This window comes from Isoptericola sp. NPDC057559, from assembly GCF_042801555.1.
Classification (GTDB): domain Bacteria; phylum Actinomycetota; class Actinomycetes; order Actinomycetales; family Cellulomonadaceae; genus Isoptericola.
Map to the genome: position 1 here is coordinate 56,108 of NZ_JBHVFQ010000010.1, position 16,630 is coordinate 72,737.

13 protein-coding genes are annotated in these 16,630 nt (G+C 73.4%); 5 read left to right on the forward strand and 8 right to left on the reverse strand.

Annotation, left to right across the window (positions count from 1 at the left end):
* Window positions 1-8: 8 nt before the first annotated feature.
* Genes ACFU5J_RS11705 through ACFU5J_RS11715 form a run of 3 tightly spaced genes read right to left on the reverse strand, consistent with a single transcriptional unit; the run spans window position 9 to window position 3,197 of the window.
* Window positions 9-908 carry a carbohydrate ABC transporter permease gene (locus ACFU5J_RS11705; RefSeq protein ID WP_430577269.1) on the reverse strand — a complete coding sequence of 300 codons (900 nt, stop codon included), beginning with the start codon at window positions 906-908 and terminating at the stop codon, window positions 9-11.
* A complete protein-coding gene (locus tag ACFU5J_RS11710) occupies window positions 908-1,867 on the reverse strand; it encodes a carbohydrate ABC transporter permease (RefSeq protein ID WP_430578822.1) in 960 nt (319 codons plus the stop codon). The genes ACFU5J_RS11705 and ACFU5J_RS11710 overlap by 1 nt, the downstream gene beginning before the upstream one ends.
* Window positions 1,868-1,871: 4 nt before the next feature.
* Window positions 1,872-3,197 (reverse strand): ABC transporter substrate-binding protein, encoded by a 1,326-nt coding sequence (locus tag ACFU5J_RS11715; protein WP_430578823.1) that lies wholly within the window; start codon window positions 3,195-3,197, stop codon window positions 1,872-1,874.
* Window positions 3,198-3,421: 224 nt separating this feature from the next.
* On the opposite strand from ACFU5J_RS11715, the gene ACFU5J_RS11720 reads away from it, so the two are divergent.
* The 5 genes from ACFU5J_RS11720 to ACFU5J_RS11740 all read left to right on the forward strand — a co-directional run bounded on the left by ACFU5J_RS11720 (window position 3,422) and on the right by ACFU5J_RS11740 (window position 10,845).
* Window positions 3,422-5,926: a glycoside hydrolase N-terminal domain-containing protein gene (locus ACFU5J_RS11720; protein ID WP_430578824.1), complete on the forward strand. Its 2,505-nt coding sequence runs from the start codon at window positions 3,422-3,424 to the stop codon at window positions 5,924-5,926.
* Window positions 5,927-5,928: 2 nt separating this feature from the next.
* Window positions 5,929-6,927, forward strand: coding sequence for a LacI family DNA-binding transcriptional regulator (locus ACFU5J_RS11725; RefSeq protein ID WP_430578825.1), 999 nt, complete (start codon window positions 5,929-5,931; stop codon window positions 6,925-6,927).
* Between the two features lie 174 nt (window positions 6,928-7,101).
* Complete coding sequence (locus tag ACFU5J_RS11730) at window positions 7,102-8,124, forward strand: ABC transporter permease (protein WP_430578826.1); 1,023 nt, start codon at window positions 7,102-7,104, stop codon at window positions 8,122-8,124.
* A 16-nt stretch (window positions 8,125-8,140) separates the two neighbouring features.
* Entirely contained in the window at window positions 8,141-9,058 is a 918-nt protein-coding gene (locus tag ACFU5J_RS11735; RefSeq protein ID WP_430577263.1) for a carbohydrate ABC transporter permease, read from the forward strand.
* A 29-nt stretch (window positions 9,059-9,087) separates the two neighbouring features.
* Window positions 9,088-10,845 carry an ABC transporter substrate-binding protein gene (locus ACFU5J_RS11740; RefSeq protein ID WP_430577262.1) on the forward strand — a complete coding sequence of 586 codons (1,758 nt, stop codon included), beginning with the start codon at window positions 9,088-9,090 and terminating at the stop codon, window positions 10,843-10,845.
* A 107-nt stretch (window positions 10,846-10,952) separates the two neighbouring features.
* Here ACFU5J_RS11740 and ACFU5J_RS11745 read toward each other — a convergent pair whose 3' ends face one another.
* From ACFU5J_RS11745 to ACFU5J_RS11765, 5 genes are all read right to left on the reverse strand, one after another.
* A complete protein-coding gene (locus ACFU5J_RS11745; RefSeq protein ID WP_430578827.1) occupies window positions 10,953-11,600 on the reverse strand; it encodes a DUF624 domain-containing protein in 648 nt (215 codons plus the stop codon).
* Window positions 11,597-14,119, reverse strand: a complete 2,523-nt coding sequence (locus ACFU5J_RS11750) for a beta-glucosidase (RefSeq protein ID WP_430578828.1) — start codon at window positions 14,117-14,119, stop codon at window positions 11,597-11,599. The genes ACFU5J_RS11745 and ACFU5J_RS11750 overlap by 4 nt, the downstream gene beginning before the upstream one ends.
* Before the next feature lie 83 nt (window positions 14,120-14,202).
* The gene (locus tag ACFU5J_RS11755; RefSeq protein ID WP_430578829.1) at window positions 14,203-15,411 is read right to left on the reverse strand and encodes an N-acetylglucosamine-6-phosphate deacetylase; all 1,209 of its coding nucleotides are present in this window, start codon (window positions 15,409-15,411) and stop codon (window positions 14,203-14,205) included.
* 55 nt (window positions 15,412-15,466) lie between these two features.
* Complete coding sequence (gene nucS / locus ACFU5J_RS11760) at window positions 15,467-16,162, reverse strand: endonuclease NucS (protein WP_430577258.1); 696 nt, start codon at window positions 16,160-16,162, stop codon at window positions 15,467-15,469.
* Between the two features lie 40 nt (window positions 16,163-16,202).
* Window positions 16,203-16,622, reverse strand: a complete 420-nt coding sequence (locus tag ACFU5J_RS11765; RefSeq protein WP_430577257.1) for a DUF2550 domain-containing protein — start codon at window positions 16,620-16,622, stop codon at window positions 16,203-16,205.
* Window positions 16,623-16,630: the final 8 nt, after the last annotated feature.

The following is a 16,630-nucleotide window of genomic DNA, read 5'->3' on the forward strand; positions in this document are numbered from 1 at the left end:
CGGTGCGCTCACTTCACCGCCCCGGCGGTGACGCCGCGGGTGAGGGTGCGCTGGAAGAGCAGGAAGAAGACGAGCGCCGGGACCAGGGACACGAGGGCCCCGGCGTTGGTCGTGGGGGCGTCCATCATCCGGTCGCCCTGCAGCGACGCCAGCGCGATCGGGATCGTCTGGGTGTCGTGCGTCGTGAGCATGACCAGGGGGATGAAGAACTCGTTCCAGGTCCAGATGAAGAAGAAGATCATCAGCACCATGAGGGTGGGCCGCACGATCGGGAACACCACCTGCCACAGGATGCGCCAGCGCCCGGCGCCGTCGAGCGCGGCGGCCTCGAGCAGCGCGGGCGGGAAGGTGCCGAGCACCGAGGCGAGCAGGTAGGTGCCGAAGGCCGACTGGATCACCGTGAAGATGATGATCACCGACCACTGCGAGTTGGACAGCCCCACCTGCCGCGCCATGTCGAAAAGGGGGTAGATCAGCGCCTCCTGCGGCAGCATGTTCGCGAGCAGGAAGAGCAGCACGATCCCCATGCGGCCCCGGATGCGGCCGACGCCGATCGCGTACGCGTTGAGCAGCGAGAGCACGCACCCGGCCACCGCCACCACGGCGGAGATGAAGAACGAGTTCCACAGCTTCACGGGGAACTCCGTGCGCTGCCAGAAGTTCACGAGGCCGTCGAGGTAGAGGCCGCTCGGGAGGCTGAGCGGGCCGTGCTGCGTGTAGTCCTCGGGAGACTTGAACGCGTTGAGCAGCATGACGAGCAGCGGCGCGAGCACGAGCAGCGCGACGACGACCGCCCCCGCCAGCACGAACCAGCGCGCTGCGCCACGCCGGTGGCGCCCGCCCTCCGGCCGGCGCGGCGCGTCGGTCCGCGGACGGGCGGCCCGCGGGGTCTCGACCGTGGCGGCCATCAGCGCCCCACCTCCTCGGCCCGCTCGGCCCGCGCCTGCAGCGCGAGGATGACGACGGCCACCACCACGATCACCACCGTGAGCACGGTCGCGACGGCGGCGCCGTAGCCCACCCGCGACTTGTCGAAGAAGTTGAGGTACGAGTAGTAGCTCGGCACGAGCGTGGAGCTCTCCGGGCCGCCCCGCGTGAGGACGTAGATCGGGCCGAACACCTTGAGCGCCGCCACCGTGCAGGTGAGCGTGACGACGAACGTCTCCGGGCGGATCTGCGGGATCGTGATCGCGCGGAACCGCCGCCACCAGCCGGCGCCGTCCAGCTCGGCCGCCTCGTACAGCTCGGGGTCCACCCGCTGCAGCGCCGCCATGAAGATCACCACGGGGTAGCCGATCTGCACCCAGACGAGGACGAGCATGACGCTGGGCAAGGCCGTGCTCGGGTCCCCCAGCCAGTTGGGCGGGCTCGCGACGCCCCACGCGCGCAGGATCTCGTTCAGCGCGCCCGTCTGGGCGTTGAGGATCCAGTTCCACAGCACGCCCGCGACCGCGACCGGCAGGATCTGCGGCAGGTAGTACGTCGCCCGCAGGACGGCGGCGACCCGGCCGCCGAAGCGGCGGCCGAGGTAGTCGAACAGCACCGCCGCGAGGACCAGCCCGAGCGCCGTGGGCACCAGCACCATCGCGACGATCATCGCGATCGAGTTCTCGAACGACGTCCAGAAGGCGGCGTCGTGCCAGAGCTCGGCGTAGTTGTCGAACCCGACCCAGGTGAGCGGGGCGAGCCCGCCGCGCCAGGAGAACAGGCTGATGTAGACGTTGGTCACCAGGGGGTACCCGATGACGAGCACGAAGAGCACCGCGCCCGGCAGCAGGTAGACCAGGTAGGGCAGGGAGCCGCGGCGGCGGCCGCGCGCCCGCGTGCGGCGGGGCGCCGCGGCGGCGGCCGTGGTGGTGGCGGTCATGTCGTCACTCGCCCAGCAGGTCGGCCTTGCCGTCCGTGTAGGCCGAGCCGAGCCCGTCCAGCACCTGGTCCGGCGTCTTGGACTGGTTCACCAGCGACTGCAGCTGGCTGACGATGGTGTCGTAGTAGCCCGGCACCGGCCAGTCGGGGTAGAACGCCAGGCCGTCGTCGTCGAGGATGTCCTGGAAGTTCTGGGTGAGCTCGCGCGTCTTCTCGTCCGTGATGGTCGACGCGTCGCCCGCGACCGGCAGGCCGCCGGTCTGCGCCAGCACGTCCTGCACCTCCGGCCGCAGCGTGGTGTCGATGAACTCCTCGGCGAGCGACGGCGAGTCCGCGTGGGTCGGCACCACCCACAGGTTGCCGGACGAGCCGACCTGCAGCGTGTTGCCGGGGAAGTTGAACTGGCCCCAGTCGTCCTTCATCTCGGCCGTGACGCGGCCGAACCACCAGGAGCCGGAGACCATCATCGGGTAGTCGCCCTTCATGAAGGCGACGCCCATGTCCTCGGCCGTGAGGCCCGCGGAGTCGGAGGCGACGTAGCCGTCCTTGATCCACCGGTCGAGCTTCTCGGTGGCGGCCGTCAGCTCCGGGCCGTGGAAGTCCACGTCGCCGTCGAAGAGCTGGTACCGGTCGACGAGGTCGCGGTCCGCGTTCGCGAGCACGAGCTCGTACCAGAGCTGGCCCATCGGGTACTCGGCCCCGGCCTCGGCGAGCGGCGTGACGCCGTCGTCCTTGAACGCCTTCATGACCTGCTCGAGCTCGTCGAGGGTGGTCGGCACCTCGAGGCCGGCCTTCTCGAACATCTGCTTGTTGTAGTAGACGCCCACGAACTCGCCGTAGTTGGGCACCCCGTACCAGTCGCCGGACCCCATGAGCCCGTTCTCGTCGTAGCGCGCGGTGGTCTGCAGCGAGCCGGACAGCTTGTCGGCCCAGCCGTTCTTCTCCGCGGCGTCGGTGAGCGGCGCGATCAGCCCCTGGGCGGCGAGCTGCCCCGCGGTCGCGTTGCCCTTGTTGTACTCCATGACGTCGGGCACGTCGTCGCCGGTGAGCACGATCTTGGCGTTCTTCTGGATCTGCTCGAACGTCTGCTTCTCGACGTCCACCGTGACGTCGGGGTGCTCGTCCTCGAAGATCTCGATGGCCTTGGCCCAGGCCTGGCCCATGGCCGAGTCGTCGTTCTCGTAGTGCCAGATGGTCAGGGTCGTGTCGTCGGTGTCGCCACCGCCGGAGGCCCCGCCCCCGCCTCCGCCGCCGCCGACGCAGGCGGTCAGCGTCAAGGTCGACGCGGCGATCAGGGCGATCGCCCGGGCGGTGCGCGCGCGGTCCAGCATGGGGTCCTCCTCGTCGAGTCCAGCGCCGCGGCGGCCGTGGTCGTCCCCGCCGCGGGAGGCGCCGACGATCCGTCGATGGATCATCGAAGCGCTTCGACGGCGAGTATTGCCCCCGGGTCCGACAGGCGTCAAGGCGGCCGGGACGGGACCGGCGGCCGCGGGCGCCCCTCGCGGGGCAGGACACCGTCGAAGCGATTCGTCCCGCGCGCACTACGCTCTCCCCCATGGGCGACCTCCCCGCGACGACGCACGTCCTGCACGACGACCGCAGCGCCACCCGGTGGGTCGAGGCGTACCCCGTGGGCAACGGCCACCGCGGCGCCGTGTGCGCCGGCCGGGCGGGGGTCGAGCACCTGTGGGTCAACGACGGGACGGCCTGGTCGGGACCGCCCCCGACGGACCCGCTCGCCGGGGCCCGGGCGCGCGGCCCCGCGCACCTCGACCGCGTCCGCGCGGCGGTCGCCGCCGGGGACGTCCGCGCCGCGGAGGCGCTGCTCGCCGAGACCCAGACGCCCTGGGCGCAGGCGTACCTGCCCCTCGCCGAGATCGACGTCGAGGTCGCGCCGGCCGACGACGCCGGGACCACGCCCCCGCGCGTCCGTGGCGTCGCACGGCGCGAGCTGGACCTGCGCACCGGCGTGGCCACCCACACGTGGCGGCACCCGGTCGCCGGCGTCGTCGTCCACGAGACCTGGGCCGACGCCGGCGGCGGCGCGCTGGTGCACGCCGTGCGCGCCGAGCGACCCGTGCGCCTCACCGTCCGCGTCGAGAGCCTGCTCCGCGCCGCGGCGCCGGACCGCGCCCCCGAGCCCACGGGGCCCGCCGCCCTGGTCCGCGCCGTCGACCTGCCGGTCGACGTCCCGCCGTCCCACCACCCCGAGGGCGAGCTCCGCTACGACGCCGACCGCGGCCGCACCGGCCTGGTCGCCGTCGTCGCCCCCGCGGACCCGGGCGCCGCCGTCGCCGACGGCGCGCTGCGCACCGGCGCCGCGCGCACCCACGTGCTCCTCGTCGCGACGGCGACCACGGACCCGCCCGGCGAGCCCGGGGCCGCGCCGGCCGCCGACCGGCTCGCGGCACAGCTCGCCGCGGCGCCGCCCGCGCAGGACGACGCCGACGCCCTCCGCGAGCGCCTGCGCGCCGCGCACGTCGCCGAGCACGCGCGCGTCTACGGGCGGGTGCACCTGGACCTGCCGACTCCCGCCGGGGCGGCCGACCTGCCGACCGCCCGCCGGATCCGCGCCGCCGCGGACCGCCCGGACCCGGGGCTCGCCGCGCTCGCGTTCCACCACGGGCGCTACCTGCTGCTGTCGTCGTCGCGCCCGGGCGGCCTCCCGGCCACCCTCCAGGGCATCTGGAACCCGTGGCTGCCCGGCCCGTGGAGCAGCGCCTACACCCTGAACATCAACCTGCAGATGGCGTACTGGGCCGCCGGCACCACCGGCCTGGCGGAGTGCCACGAGCCGCTGCTCGACTTCGTGCGCCGCCTGGCCGCGGGGCCGGGGGCCGACGTGGCGCGGGAGCTCTACGGCGCCGCGGGGTGGGTGGCGCACCACAACTCCGACGCCTGGGGGCACGCCGCGTCGGTGGGCCACGGGCGGGGCGACGCGCAGTGGTCCGCGTGGGCGCTCGGCGGCACGTGGCTCGCGCAGCACGTCGTGGAGCACCACCGGTTCACCGGCGACGACGCCGCCCTGCGCGCCGCGTGGCCGGCGCTGCGCGGGGCGGGCGAGTTCGCGCTCGACTGGGTGCAGACGGCCGGCGACGGCGACCTCGCGCGCGCCTGGACCAGCCCGTCGACCTCGCCGGAGAACCGGTACGTCGCGCCCGACGGCGACCCGGCGGCCGTGACGACCAGCGCGGCGATGGACGTGGCGCTCCTGCGCGCCCTGGCCGCCGGGTGCCGGGAGGCGGCCGTCGCCCTCGGCGCCGACGACGCCGACGAGCCGTGGCTCGCGCGCCTCGAGCAGGTCGTCGCGGCCCTCCCCGACCCCGCCGTCGGGTCCCGCGGCGAGCTCCTCGAGTGGGGCCGGGAGCTGGCGGAGGCGGAGCCCGAGCACCGGCACCTCTCCCACCTCGTCGGCCTGTACCCCCTGGACTCCCTCGACCCGACCACCACCCCCGACCTGGCGCGCGCCGCGGCCCGCAGCCTGGAGCTGCGCGGCCGCGAGTCGACCGGCTGGTCGCTCGCCTGGCGCATCGCGCTCTGGGCCCGGCTGGGGGCGGGCGACCGCGCCCACGACCAGGTGCTCCTGTCCCTGCGCCCGGCCGACGACTCCGACGGCCGGCACCGCGGCGGCCTGTACCCCAACCTGTTCAGCGCCCACCCACCGTTCCAGATCGACGGGAACCTGGGCCTCACGGCGGGCGTCGCCGAGATGCTGCTGCAGTCGCACCGGCGCGCCGACGGGCGCGTCCGCCTGGACCTGCTGCCCGCGCTGCCGGCGGCCTGGCCCGACGGCGAGGTGACCGGCCTGCGCGCCCGCGGCGGCGCGGAGGTCGACGTCGCCTGGCGCGACGGCGCGGCCTCGGCCGTCGTGCTCCGGGCGCCCGCCGACCGCGCCGTGGAGGTGGTCGTGCGCCAGGGGGCGCCCGCGGCCGGCGACACGGTGGCCGACGACACCCCCGCCGCCGCCGTCGCGCTCGCCGCGGGCGCTACCGTGATCCTCGACCTGACCCGCGACCTGCCGGTCGCGGGTCCTTCCGTCTCGCACGCACCCAGGAGCTAGCCGTGGCCACCATCGAGGACGTCGCCAAGGCGGCGGGAGTCTCGGCGTCGACCGTCTCGTACGTCCTCTCGGGCAAGCGGTCCATCTCCGCCCCCACGCGCCGGCGGGTCGAGCAGGCGATCGCCACGCTGGGCTACCGCCCGCACGCCGGGGCGCGCGCGCTCGCCTCCGCGCGGACGGAGGTCATCGGGCTCATGATCCCGTTGCGCACGGGCATCGACGTGCCGGTGATCATGCAGTTCGCGGGGGGCGTCGTGACCCGGGCCCGCGAGCACGCCCACGACGTGCTGCTGCTGACGCAGGACGACCTCGAGGGCCTGGAGCGCGCGACGATCGGCTCCATGGTCGACGCCCTCGTGGTGATGGACGTCGAGGCCGACGACGCGCGCATCCCCATCCTCACCCGCTCCCGGCAGCCGTCCGTGCTGGTGGGGCTGCCGCGGGACGCGTCGGGGCTGTCGTGCGTGGACCTGGACTTCGAGGCCGCCGGCCGCCTCGCCGCCCAGCACCTCGCCGAGCTCGGGCACCGCCAGGTGGCGATGCTCGGCGCACCGCCGGAGGTCGTGGACCGGCACACGTCGTACGTCGACCGCGTGATGCGCGGGTTCGCCGAGGCGGCGCCCGAGCGCGGCCTGGACGCGAAGGTCGTCGCCTGCCCCGGCGCCCCGGCCGAGGTCGCGCGGGTCGTCGACGAGCTCCTCGCCGAGGCGCCCGGCACGACGGGCCTGTTCGTGCACAACGAGCGCGCGCTGCCGCACGTCCTCAGCCGCCTGGGCGACGCCGGCCGGTCCGTCCCCGACGACGTCTCGGTGATCGCGCTGTGCCCCGAGGACGTCGCGCTCGCGCAGCGGGTGCCGATGACCGCCATCGACCTGCCGGCGTCGACGATCGGCAGCCTCGCCGTGGACATCGTCATGGCCCGGCTCGACGACGGCCTGGGCGCCGAGACGCGCCTGCTGTCCCCCGTGCTGACCACCCGCGGGAGCACCGCCCGCCGCTAGCCGGAGGCGTCGCGACCCCGCCGCTCCCCGGCCGGCGGAAGTCCTGTCCGACCCGTCCGGATCGCCGGACACCATTGCGTCACCCCTCGTGGGGGTGGTATCAATTCGAAGCGCTTCGACGCGGTAGCCACCTGGCGGCCGCCGAGCGCGAGACCCATCACGAGGGAGTGACAGGTGAGCCTCACCCAGGGAGCGCCGCTGCTCGACGGCGCCGCCAGCGCAGCACCGGCACGCGATCGGCCCCGGGCGGCCGACGACGAGGAGGGGCCGCGGCTCCCGAGCGCCCCCCGCCGGGCGGGCAAGAAGCCGTCGCGGAGGATGTTCCTCGTCATCCTGCCGTTCCTGCTGCTCGTGCTGGTGTTCTCGTACCTGCCGCTGGCCGGCTGGGCCACGGCGTTCTTCGACTACCGGCCCGCGCTCGGCCTGTCGGGCAGCGAGTTCGTCGGCCTGCAGTGGTTCCGGATGCTCGTCTCCTCCCCCACGCAGCTCCAGCAGATCGGGCAGGTCATGGCGAACACGCTCGCCATGAGCTTCCTCGGGATCGCGACCTCGCTGCTGCCGGTCTTCTTCGCGATGCTCCTCAACGAGATCCGGGCCCCCTGGTTCAAGAACGCGGTGCAGACCCTCACGACGCTCCCGAACTTCATCTCGTGGGTGCTCGTCTACATGATCGCGTTCTCCCTGTTCTCCACCTCGGGCCTCGTGAACTCGGTGCTGAACGACTGGGGCCTCATCACCACCCCGATCAAGTTCCTCGACACGGGCGAGCACGTCTGGCTCACGATGCTGCTCTGGAGCCTGTGGAAGGGCCTCGGGTGGGGCGCGATCATGTATCTCGCCGCCATCACGTCGATCGACCCGGCGCTGTACGAGTCGGCCCGCATCGACGGCGCCGGCCGGTTCCAGCTCATGCGGTACATCACCTTCCCGCAGTTGATGCCCACCTATGTGGTCCTGCTCGTGCTGTCCATCGCGAACATGCTCAACAACGGGATGGAGCAGTACTACGTGTTCCAGAACGCCTTCAACAAGGAGCACATCCAGGTGCTGGACCTGTACGTCTACAACATCGGCATCACCGGCAACAGCCTGTCGATGGCCACGGCGCTCGGCATGCTGAAGAGCGTCATCTCCGTCGTGCTGCTCGTCACGGCCAACGCGATCGCCAAGCGTGCCCGCGGCACGTCGATCATCTGACCGGGGAGGACCGGACATGTCGATCACCAGCCCCGCCCTGCGGCGCACGCGGGGGGACGTCCCCTTCGCCGTCGTGAACTACGCCGGGTTCCTGCTCTTCGCGCTCCTGTGCGCCTACCCGTTCTACTTCCTCATCATCAACTCGATCAGCGCCAACGACGTCAGCGCCCTCGGCGACGTCCGGCTGTGGCCCGAGGGGCTGCACCTGTCGAACTACACCCAGATCCTGCAGCTGAACGGCCTCACCGCGGCCACGATCGTGTCGGTCGCGCGGACCGTGATCGGCACGGCGTGCACGGTGCTGGCCTCGGCGTTCCTCGGCTTCATGTTCACTCAGGAACGGATGTGGAAGCGCTCCCTCTGGTACCGCCTCGTCATCTTCACCATGTACTTCAGCGCGGGACTCATCCCGATGTACATCACGATGAAGACGCTGGGGCTCACCAACTCGTTCTGGGTCTACATCCTCCCGGTCGTCGTGCAGCCGTTCAACATCATCCTCGTCAAGACGTACGTGGAGTCGATGCCCCGCTCGCTGCAGGAGGCGGCCGAGATCGACGGCGCCGGCACGATCCGGGTCTTCTTCCGCATCATCCTGCCGAACATGACGCCGATCCTCGCCACGGTGGCGATCTTCACGGCGGTGGCGCAGTGGAACTCGTTCCAGGACACGCTCCTGTACATCACGGACCAGAAGCTCTACTCGCTGCAGTACCTGCTCTACACGTACACGAACCAGGCGAACAGCCTGGCGCAGGCGGCGCAGAACGCCCAGGGAAACCTCGGGGCCATCGCGTCGGCCGCCACCACGCAGACGCCGACGTCGATCCGCATGACGGTCGCGGTGCTCGTGGTGCTGCCGATCATCTTCATCTACCCGCTGTTCCAGCGGTATTTCGTCAAGGGAATCATGCTCGGCGCGGTCAAGGGCTGACCGTGTCTCATCGCGCACGAAGGGGTGTCATGAAACTCAGGAGATCCGTCGCCATGGTGGTGGTCCCGATCCTCGGGGCGCTGTCGCTGGCGGCCTGCACGGCCGCCGGCTCCGACGACGACACGTCCGGCCCGGTCAGCATCGACCAGGATTGGTCGAAGGCGGACCCGATCACCGTCGACGTCTACGACGGCCTGGCCAACTACATGGGGATCCAGGGCGGCTGGTTCGGCAAGATCGTCAAGGACAAGTTCAACATGGAGCTCAACATCATCGCCCCCAACGTCGCGGGCGGCGGTGACACCCTCTACAACACCCGCGTCTCGGGCGGCGAGCTGGGCGACCTCGTCGTCGTCGACAAGGGCAAGCAGCTGGACGAGCTCGTCGAGGGCGGCCTGCTGCTGGACGCCTCCGACTACTACGGGTCGATGAAGAACGTCGCGACCTACGACCCCGCGGTCCAGCACCTCAACGACGGGAAGGACGGCGTCTACGGCTTCCCGACGTCGGTCTCGTCCCTCAAGCCGACCGAGTCGTCCGAGGGCATCGACCCGACGTTCGGCCCGTACCTGCGCTGGGACCTGTACGGCGACGCGGGCTACCCGGAGATCGGCACCCTCGAGGACCTCCTGCCGGTGCTGAAGACGATGCAGGACGCGTACCCCAAGACCGAGGACGGCAAGCCCGTCCACGCCATCTCGCTCTTCAAGGACTGGGACGGCAACATGATGGTCACGGCGAAGCAGCCGGCGACCCTCTACGGGTACGACGAGATGGGCTTCGTCCTGGCGAAGGCGGACGGCTCCGACTACCAGAGCATCGTCGACTCGGACTCGCAGTACGTCCGGGCCCTGAAGTTCTACTTCGACGCCAACCAGCTCGGCCTGGTGGACCCGGAGTCGACCACGCAGAACTACGACACGATGTTCTCGAAGTACCAGAACGGCCAGGTGCTCCTCTCGTGGTGGCCGTGGCTGGGCCAGTCCGCCTACAACACCGAGCAGAACATGGCGGACGGCAAGGGCTTCGAGCTGGTCCCGATGGCCGACCAGCGGATCTTCTCCTACGGCGCCGAGGTCTACGGCGGCAAGCAGATCATCGGCATCGGGTCGAAGGCGGAGGACCCGGCCCGCCTGGCCGCGTTCGTCGACTGGCTGTACTCGCCCGAGGGCGTCCTCGCCAGCGCGTCGGAGACGCAGGGTGCCGCCGGCCCCGAGGGCCTCACCTGGGAGAAGGACGACGACGGCGCCCCCGTGCTCACCGACTTCGGCACGAAGGCGATCCTCGAGGGCGGCGCCGACGTGCCCGCCGAATGGGGCGGCGGCGCGTACAAGGACGGCGTCTCGACGCTCAACGTCTCCACCGTGCTGCCGATCGACGAGAACCCCGACACCGGCTTCCCGTACAGCTACAAGTACTGGCCGAGCTACCAGAAGACGACCAGCAACAAGCTCACCGACGACTGGTCGTCCCGGATGGGCGACGCGACGTCGACCATGGAGTACCTGCAGAAGAACGACCAGGTCGTCGTGGCGCCGGGGTCGAGCTTCACCGCCCCCGCGGACGGCTCGGAGATCGAGGCGATCCGCAGCCAGGCCAAGGCCGCCATCATCGAGGGCTCCTGGAAGATGGTCTTCGCCAAGGACCAGGCGGAGTTCGACTCCCTCCTGGCGGGGATGCAGAAGACGGTCGACGGGCTCGGCTACGCCAAGGTCCTCGAGTTCGACATGGCGAACGCGAAGGCGCAGAACGACGCCCGCGTCGGCGTCGCGAAGGAGTTCGGGTGACGCCCACCCGGTGACGGGTGAGGGTGACCCGTGACGGTCTCCACCCCGCACGGCGAAGGGCTCGGGCGCAGCGCCCGAGCCCTTCGTCGTCCCTGCCGCGCGGGTCGTCACTGCCCGGAGTGCGGGCTCACCGGCTCGAGCTCGGACGGGTGGGCCTGCCGGCGGCGGAACACGCCGTGCAGCACGAGGGCGCAGACGTACGCCCCGAACGAGAAGCCGATCGTGCCGGCGAGGAACAGCGTCTGGGGCAGGACGTAGGCGACGCAGGCCGCCCCCACCGGGATCAGCACCAGGCCCAGCGTGCGCGCCGGCTCGGCCAGGGGCAGCAGCAGCGCGTTGCGCAGCGTGCCCCGCAGCGGCGCGTCGAACCAGGCCACGAGCGCGAGGCCGTACAGCAGCGCCGCGAGCAGGTACCCGGCGCCGAGCAGGGCGAGCGCCCCGGCCACCGCGCTGAGCACGCTGCTCATCGAGAGCCAGAAGACGCCGCTGAACACCAGCATCGCCGCCGGGACCCCCAGCGCCACCAGCACCGCCGTGCCACGCCAGGCGTTGCGGCGCAGGGCGACGACGAACCCGCGCACCAGGTGGCCGCGCTCGTCGTCGGCGTACCGCAGCGTCACCTCGAGCAGCGCGGACGTGGCTGCCCCGACGGTCACCACCGGCAGGCACGCCACGAGGTACAGGACGTTGAGCACCACGAACAGGATGAACGTGGTCAGCCCCTGCACCCCGCGGCCGTCCGGGTCGATCCTCACCGCGCGGACCCCCCGGCCGTCGCCCCGACGACGAGGCGGGCCCGGGCCGGCAGGTCGACGCTCGACGGGCCGGCCGCGACGAGGTACTCCCCGGCCCGGACCCGGAGGTCCCCGTCGAGCATCCCCTCGGTCCCGCCCTGGGTCCACAGGGCCAGGCGCGCGACGTCGAACGGGACGTCGACCGTCGCCTCCTCGCCGGGGGCGAGCCGCACACGCCGGTACCCGAGGAGCAGCCGGACCGGCGCCTCCCCCTCCACCGCCGGGCCGCCGAGCGAGTAGACCTGCACCAGCTCCTCGGCCGGCCGCGCGCCCACGTTGCGCACCGTGACGCGCGCGGTGATCGCGCCCGCGTCCGCGCCGGCCGGCTGGAGCGGCGCGTGGTCGCGGGTCGGCGCCGGCGCGGGCACCACGGTGCTCGACAGGTCCAGGCCGGCGTACTCGACCTCCGCGTAGGTCAGGCCGTGGCCGAACGCGAAGGCGGGCGTGCCGGCGCGGCCCGCCGGGAGGTGGCGATAGGTGACCTGCTGGCGGCGGGTGTCGTAGTCGAAGAGGTCGCCCGCCTGCTCCGGCCGGGCGGGCCAGGTCTGGGCGAGGCGGCCGGCCGGTTCGACCGCACCGGTCAGCACGTCGGCCAGCCCGTGCCCGAGCTCCTGACCGCCGTGGCTGCTCCACACGACCGTGGCGGCGTCCTCGGCCCCGGGCCCGAGCACGTACGGGTAGCTCGACACGACCGCGAGGACGGCGCGCGGGTTGGCGCCGGAGGCCGCGCGCCACACCTCGACCGCGGCCTCCGGGAGCAGCAGGTGCGGGCGGTCCTGCGTCTCCCGGCCGCCCAGGTGAGGGTCGTTGCCGACCGCCACGACGACGGCGTCGCAGCGCGCCGCGACCTCGGCGACGCGCGCGAGCCCCGACTCCAGCACGCGCGGCACGAAGCGGGCCGCGTCCTCGGGCGTCCGGCCCTCGGCGCACAGCACGCCGGTGCCGCGCTGCACCCGCACCCAGCGCCCGGACCCCAGGTGCAGCAGCGACCAGGAGCCGTCCGCGTGCACCAGCCGGCGGAAGCTCTCCTGCACCTCCCAGCCGCCCACCCGGTCGGCGTCCGCGCGCAGCGGCCAGGCGGCCCCGGTGAGCAGCCGCCCCGACGCCCCCGAGCGGAGCGTCAGTACCCCGTCGCCCCAGTCGGTCACCTCGAGGCGCGTGCCCTTCCCTGCCTCCGCGGCGGACGCCGCGACCCTCGCCCCGTCCTCGGACACCGCGACGTAGGTACCGGTGCCCGCCACGCGCAGCGCGACCACGTCGGCCCCGGTCGCCACCTCCACCCGGTCCGCGCCGAGCGCGTCGCGCAGGCCGCCGGCCGGGGTGACGGCGTACGGCGGCGTGCCCGAGTACCAGTCCGTCAGGACGTCGTCGGCGAGCGGCCCGACGACGGCGACCGAGCCCGGCGCGGCCAGCGGCAGCACGCCGGCGTCGTTGCGGAGCACGACGACGGCGCGGCCCGCCGCCTCCCGGGCCAGCCGGCGGTGCTCGGGCGGGTCGATCTCGCCGTGGTCGGCGTACGGGTCGTGCTCCCCGTCCAGCTCGCCGGTGCGCACCCGGAGCTCGAGCATGCGCAGCACGGCCCGGTCGACGTCCTCCATGGTGAGCAGCCCGCGGGCGAGCGCCTCCTCGATGCGGCGCACCGTGGGGCCGCGGTCGGCGTCGTCGTCCGTGAACGAGTCGACGCCGGCCCGCACCATCGCCGCGTCGCCGGCCGCCCGGTCCGCCGCCGCCTGCTGCAGCGTCACGAGGAACGCGGGCGCCGCCGCGTCCGAGACGAGGGCGACCGACCCGGCCGCCCACGACCGCAGCTCGTCGAACAGCTCCGCCTGCAGGTGCGCGGGCACCCCGTTGACCTGGTTGTACGACGGCATCACGGCGCCCGCGACCCCCGCCTCGACCGGGCCGCGGAAGGCGGGCAGCTCCTCCTCGTGCAGGGTGCGCGGGGTGAGGTTCGAGCTGGTGGACGACCGGTCCGTCTCGTTGTTGTACGCGAGGAAGTGCTTGAGGGTCGGGACGGTCGCCCAGACGCGGGGATGGTCCCCGCGCAGGCCCTGGGCGTACGCCGTCGCGAGGTGCGCGGTGAGGTGCGGGTCCTCCGAGAACCCCTCCTCGTTGCGGCCCCAGCCCGGGTGCCGCAGCGTGTTCACCACCGGCGCCCACACGTTGAGGCTCACCGACGGGTCGGCCCGGTGCTTCGCGCGCACCTCGGCCGCCACCGCCTCGCCGACGCGACGCAGCAGGCCGGTGTCCCAGGTGGCCGCGAGGCCCACGGGCTGCGGGAAGACGGTCGCGCGGCCGAGCCACGCCACCCCGTGCAGCGCCTCGCAGCCGGTGTGGAACGGGGCCAGGCCGAGCCGCTCCACGGCGGGGGCGTGCTGGTGGAGCATCGCGACCCGCTCGCCCGGCTCGAGCCGGGACAGCAGGTCGCGGGCGCGCTCGGGCGCGGGCAGGCGGTGGTCACGGAAGGCAGGCACGTCCACGGGTCCTCCTCGGGGTGCCGCGGCGGTGCGGCACGGGCGGGCGCGTTCGGTGTCGACTGGATATCGAAGCGCTTCGACCCACGCTAGCGACACCGGCCCCGCAGAGCAAAGAACCCTTCGAGCACGCGCGCGGGCACCCACGACGCCGAACGGACGGCGTCGACCAGCGGGACGCCCGCGGCGACGGTGGAGCGCACGACGTCGACCAGGTGCGCGGTCCCGCCCGCGATCGAGCCGCCCTCGGGCGACTCCGGGTCGGCGAGCCGGGCGACGCCGTCGCGCACGGTGACCGCCATCGGCCCCAGCTCGTACGAGCCGTCCGCCATGCCGGCCGCCGCCATCGCGTCGGTGACCAGCACGACCTGGTCGGCGCCGACCGTCTCGACCACGCTGCGCACGGTGGCCGGCGCCAGGTGCACGCCGTCCGCGACGAGCTCGACGACCAGGTCGCCGCGGGCGGCCGCCGCCAGGCAGGCGGCGATCGGGCCCGGCGCGCGGTGGTGCAGCGGGCGCATGCCGTTGAAGAGGTGGGTCGCCGTCATCTCCCGCTCGGGCGCCTCGTCGGCGGCGGCCAGCGCGGCGAGGCCCGCGGCGACCTGCGCGACGAGCGCCTCGGCCTGCTCGGTGGTGGCGTCCGTGTGGCCCAGCGACGGCACGACGCCGCCCTCGACCAGCGCCTCGGCCACGCCTCCGGGGCCGGTCACCCCGTCGACCTCCGGGGCGACCGTCATCGTCCGCAGGTGCCCGCGCGCGGCCTCGACGAGGTCGCGGACCAGCCCGGTGTCTCCGGGCACGAGGTCGTCGGGGCTCTGGGCGCCGCGGCGCTCGTGGGACAGGAACGGACCCTCGGCGTGGATGCCCGCGATCTCCCCCGCCTCGGCGAGCCCGGCGAGCATCGCCGCCTGCGCCAGGAGCGCGTCCCGGCCGGCCGTGACGAGCGACGCGAGCATCGTGGTGGTGCCGTGCCGCCGGTGCTCCAGCACCGCGACCATCGCCTCCTGCGCGCTGGCCGCGTCCGGGAAGCCGACCCCGCCGCCGCCGTGGTCGTGCAGGTCCACGAGCCCGGGCAGCAGCACCGTCTCCGGGTCCGGGGCGGGCGCCGCCGCGACGGCCGCGGCCACCGCGGGGTCGGCGTGCTCGGCCGCCGCCGCCGGGCCGACCCATCGGACGACGCCGTCGGCCACGACGACCGCACCGTCGTCGACGACGTCGTGCGGGGTCACGACCCGACCGCGCAGCACGACCAGCTCGCCGGGCACGGGGACAGGGGCCGGGGAGGTCGCATCACTCATGCGCCACATCCTGCCGCACCCCTCCCGAGTTGCGAAACCTTCCTGACAAACCCGGTCAGAAGAGGCGGGAGTCGACGTCGTCGACGCCGCGCATCGCGTCGTAGTCGAGGATCAGGCACTCGATCCCACGGTCCGTGGCGAGCACGCGGGCCTGCGGCTTGATCTCCTGGGCGGCGAACACGCCGCGCACCGGGGCCAGCAGGGGGTCGCGGTTCATCAGCTCGAGGTACCGGGTCAGCTGCTCGACGCCGTCGATGTCGCCGCGGCGCTTGATCTCGACCGCCACCGCTCCCCCGCCGCCGTCGCGGGCGAGGATGTCGACCGGGCCGATCGCGGTCATGTACTCGCGGCGCACCAGGGTGTGCCCCGTGCCCAGGCGGTCGATCTGCGCGGCGAGGAGCTCCTGCAGGTGCGCCTCGACGCCGTCCTTCACCAGGCCGGGGTCGATGCCGAGGTCGTGGGCGGAGTCGTGCTCCACCTCGTGCAGCTCGATCTCGAGGCGGTCGTCCGACTTCTGGTGCTGCACCGTCCAGACCTGGGTGACGCCGCGCTCGCGCGCCTCGTCGTCCGGGTCGGCGACCGAGGTCGCGCACGGCGGGCTCATCCAGTTCAGCGGCTTGTACGAGCCGCCGTCGGAGTGCAGCAGCACGCTGCCGTCCGCCTTGACGACGAGCAGCCGCGTGGCGAGCGGCAGGTGGGCGGTGAGCCGGCCGGTGTACCGGGCCGAGCAGCGGGCGACGACGAGACGCACGGTCCCCCTCTTCGTTCGTGGCAGGTGCTGTGGCGGTGCTCTACAGGACCAGGTCGCGGCGCCCGGGAGGCGCGGACTCGAGCCAGGAGGCCAGGCCGGCGTACGCGCCGGACGACATCAGCAGCTCGAAGTCGGTGCCGTCGTAACGGCAGCGCACCAGCACCTGGTCGGGCTGGCCGGCCTGGTCGAGCGGGGCCCGGCCGGTGATCGACAGGCGGTCACGGTGCCAGACCCGCGCGGGGCGCGGGGCCAGCGACCAGCCGCGCCACCAGTCGATACGGCCCACGGCGTAGTGGGCGATCCCCACCATCCACGCGGCCTGCGGGTCGTCCGCGGGCCGGGCGTGGCAGGGGAAGGAGCCGACCCTCCGGGAGAGGGTCCGCAGGCGGGAGGCACCGGCGGCGAGCACCAGTCCGAGCGCGACGACGATCCCGATCGCGACCCAGACGACGTACGCCACCGGCACCT

What these genes read in the sequence shown, in the direction of transcription:
- ACFU5J_RS11720 (WP_430578824.1), top strand. Translation starts at nt 3,422, where the DNA reads ATGGGCGACCTCCCCGCGACGACGCACGTCCTGCACGACGACCGCAGC.
- ACFU5J_RS11755 (WP_430578829.1), bottom strand. Translation starts at nt 15,411, where the DNA reads ATGAGTGATGCGACCTCCCCGGCCCCTGTCCCCGTGCCCGGCGAGCTG.
- ACFU5J_RS11735 (WP_430577263.1), top strand. Translation starts at nt 8,141, where the DNA reads ATGTCGATCACCAGCCCCGCCCTGCGGCGCACGCGGGGGGACGTCCCC.
- ACFU5J_RS11715 (WP_430578823.1), bottom strand. Translation starts at nt 3,197, where the DNA reads ATGCTGGACCGCGCGCGCACCGCCCGGGCGATCGCCCTGATCGCCGCG.
- ACFU5J_RS11705 (WP_430577269.1), bottom strand. Translation starts at nt 908, where the DNA reads ATGGCCGCCACGGTCGAGACCCCGCGGGCCGCCCGTCCGCGGACCGAC.
- ACFU5J_RS11710 (WP_430578822.1), bottom strand. Translation starts at nt 1,867, where the DNA reads ATGACCGCCACCACCACGGCCGCCGCCGCGGCGCCCCGCCGCACGCGG.
- ACFU5J_RS11740 (WP_430577262.1), top strand. Translation starts at nt 9,088, where the DNA reads ATGAAACTCAGGAGATCCGTCGCCATGGTGGTGGTCCCGATCCTCGGG.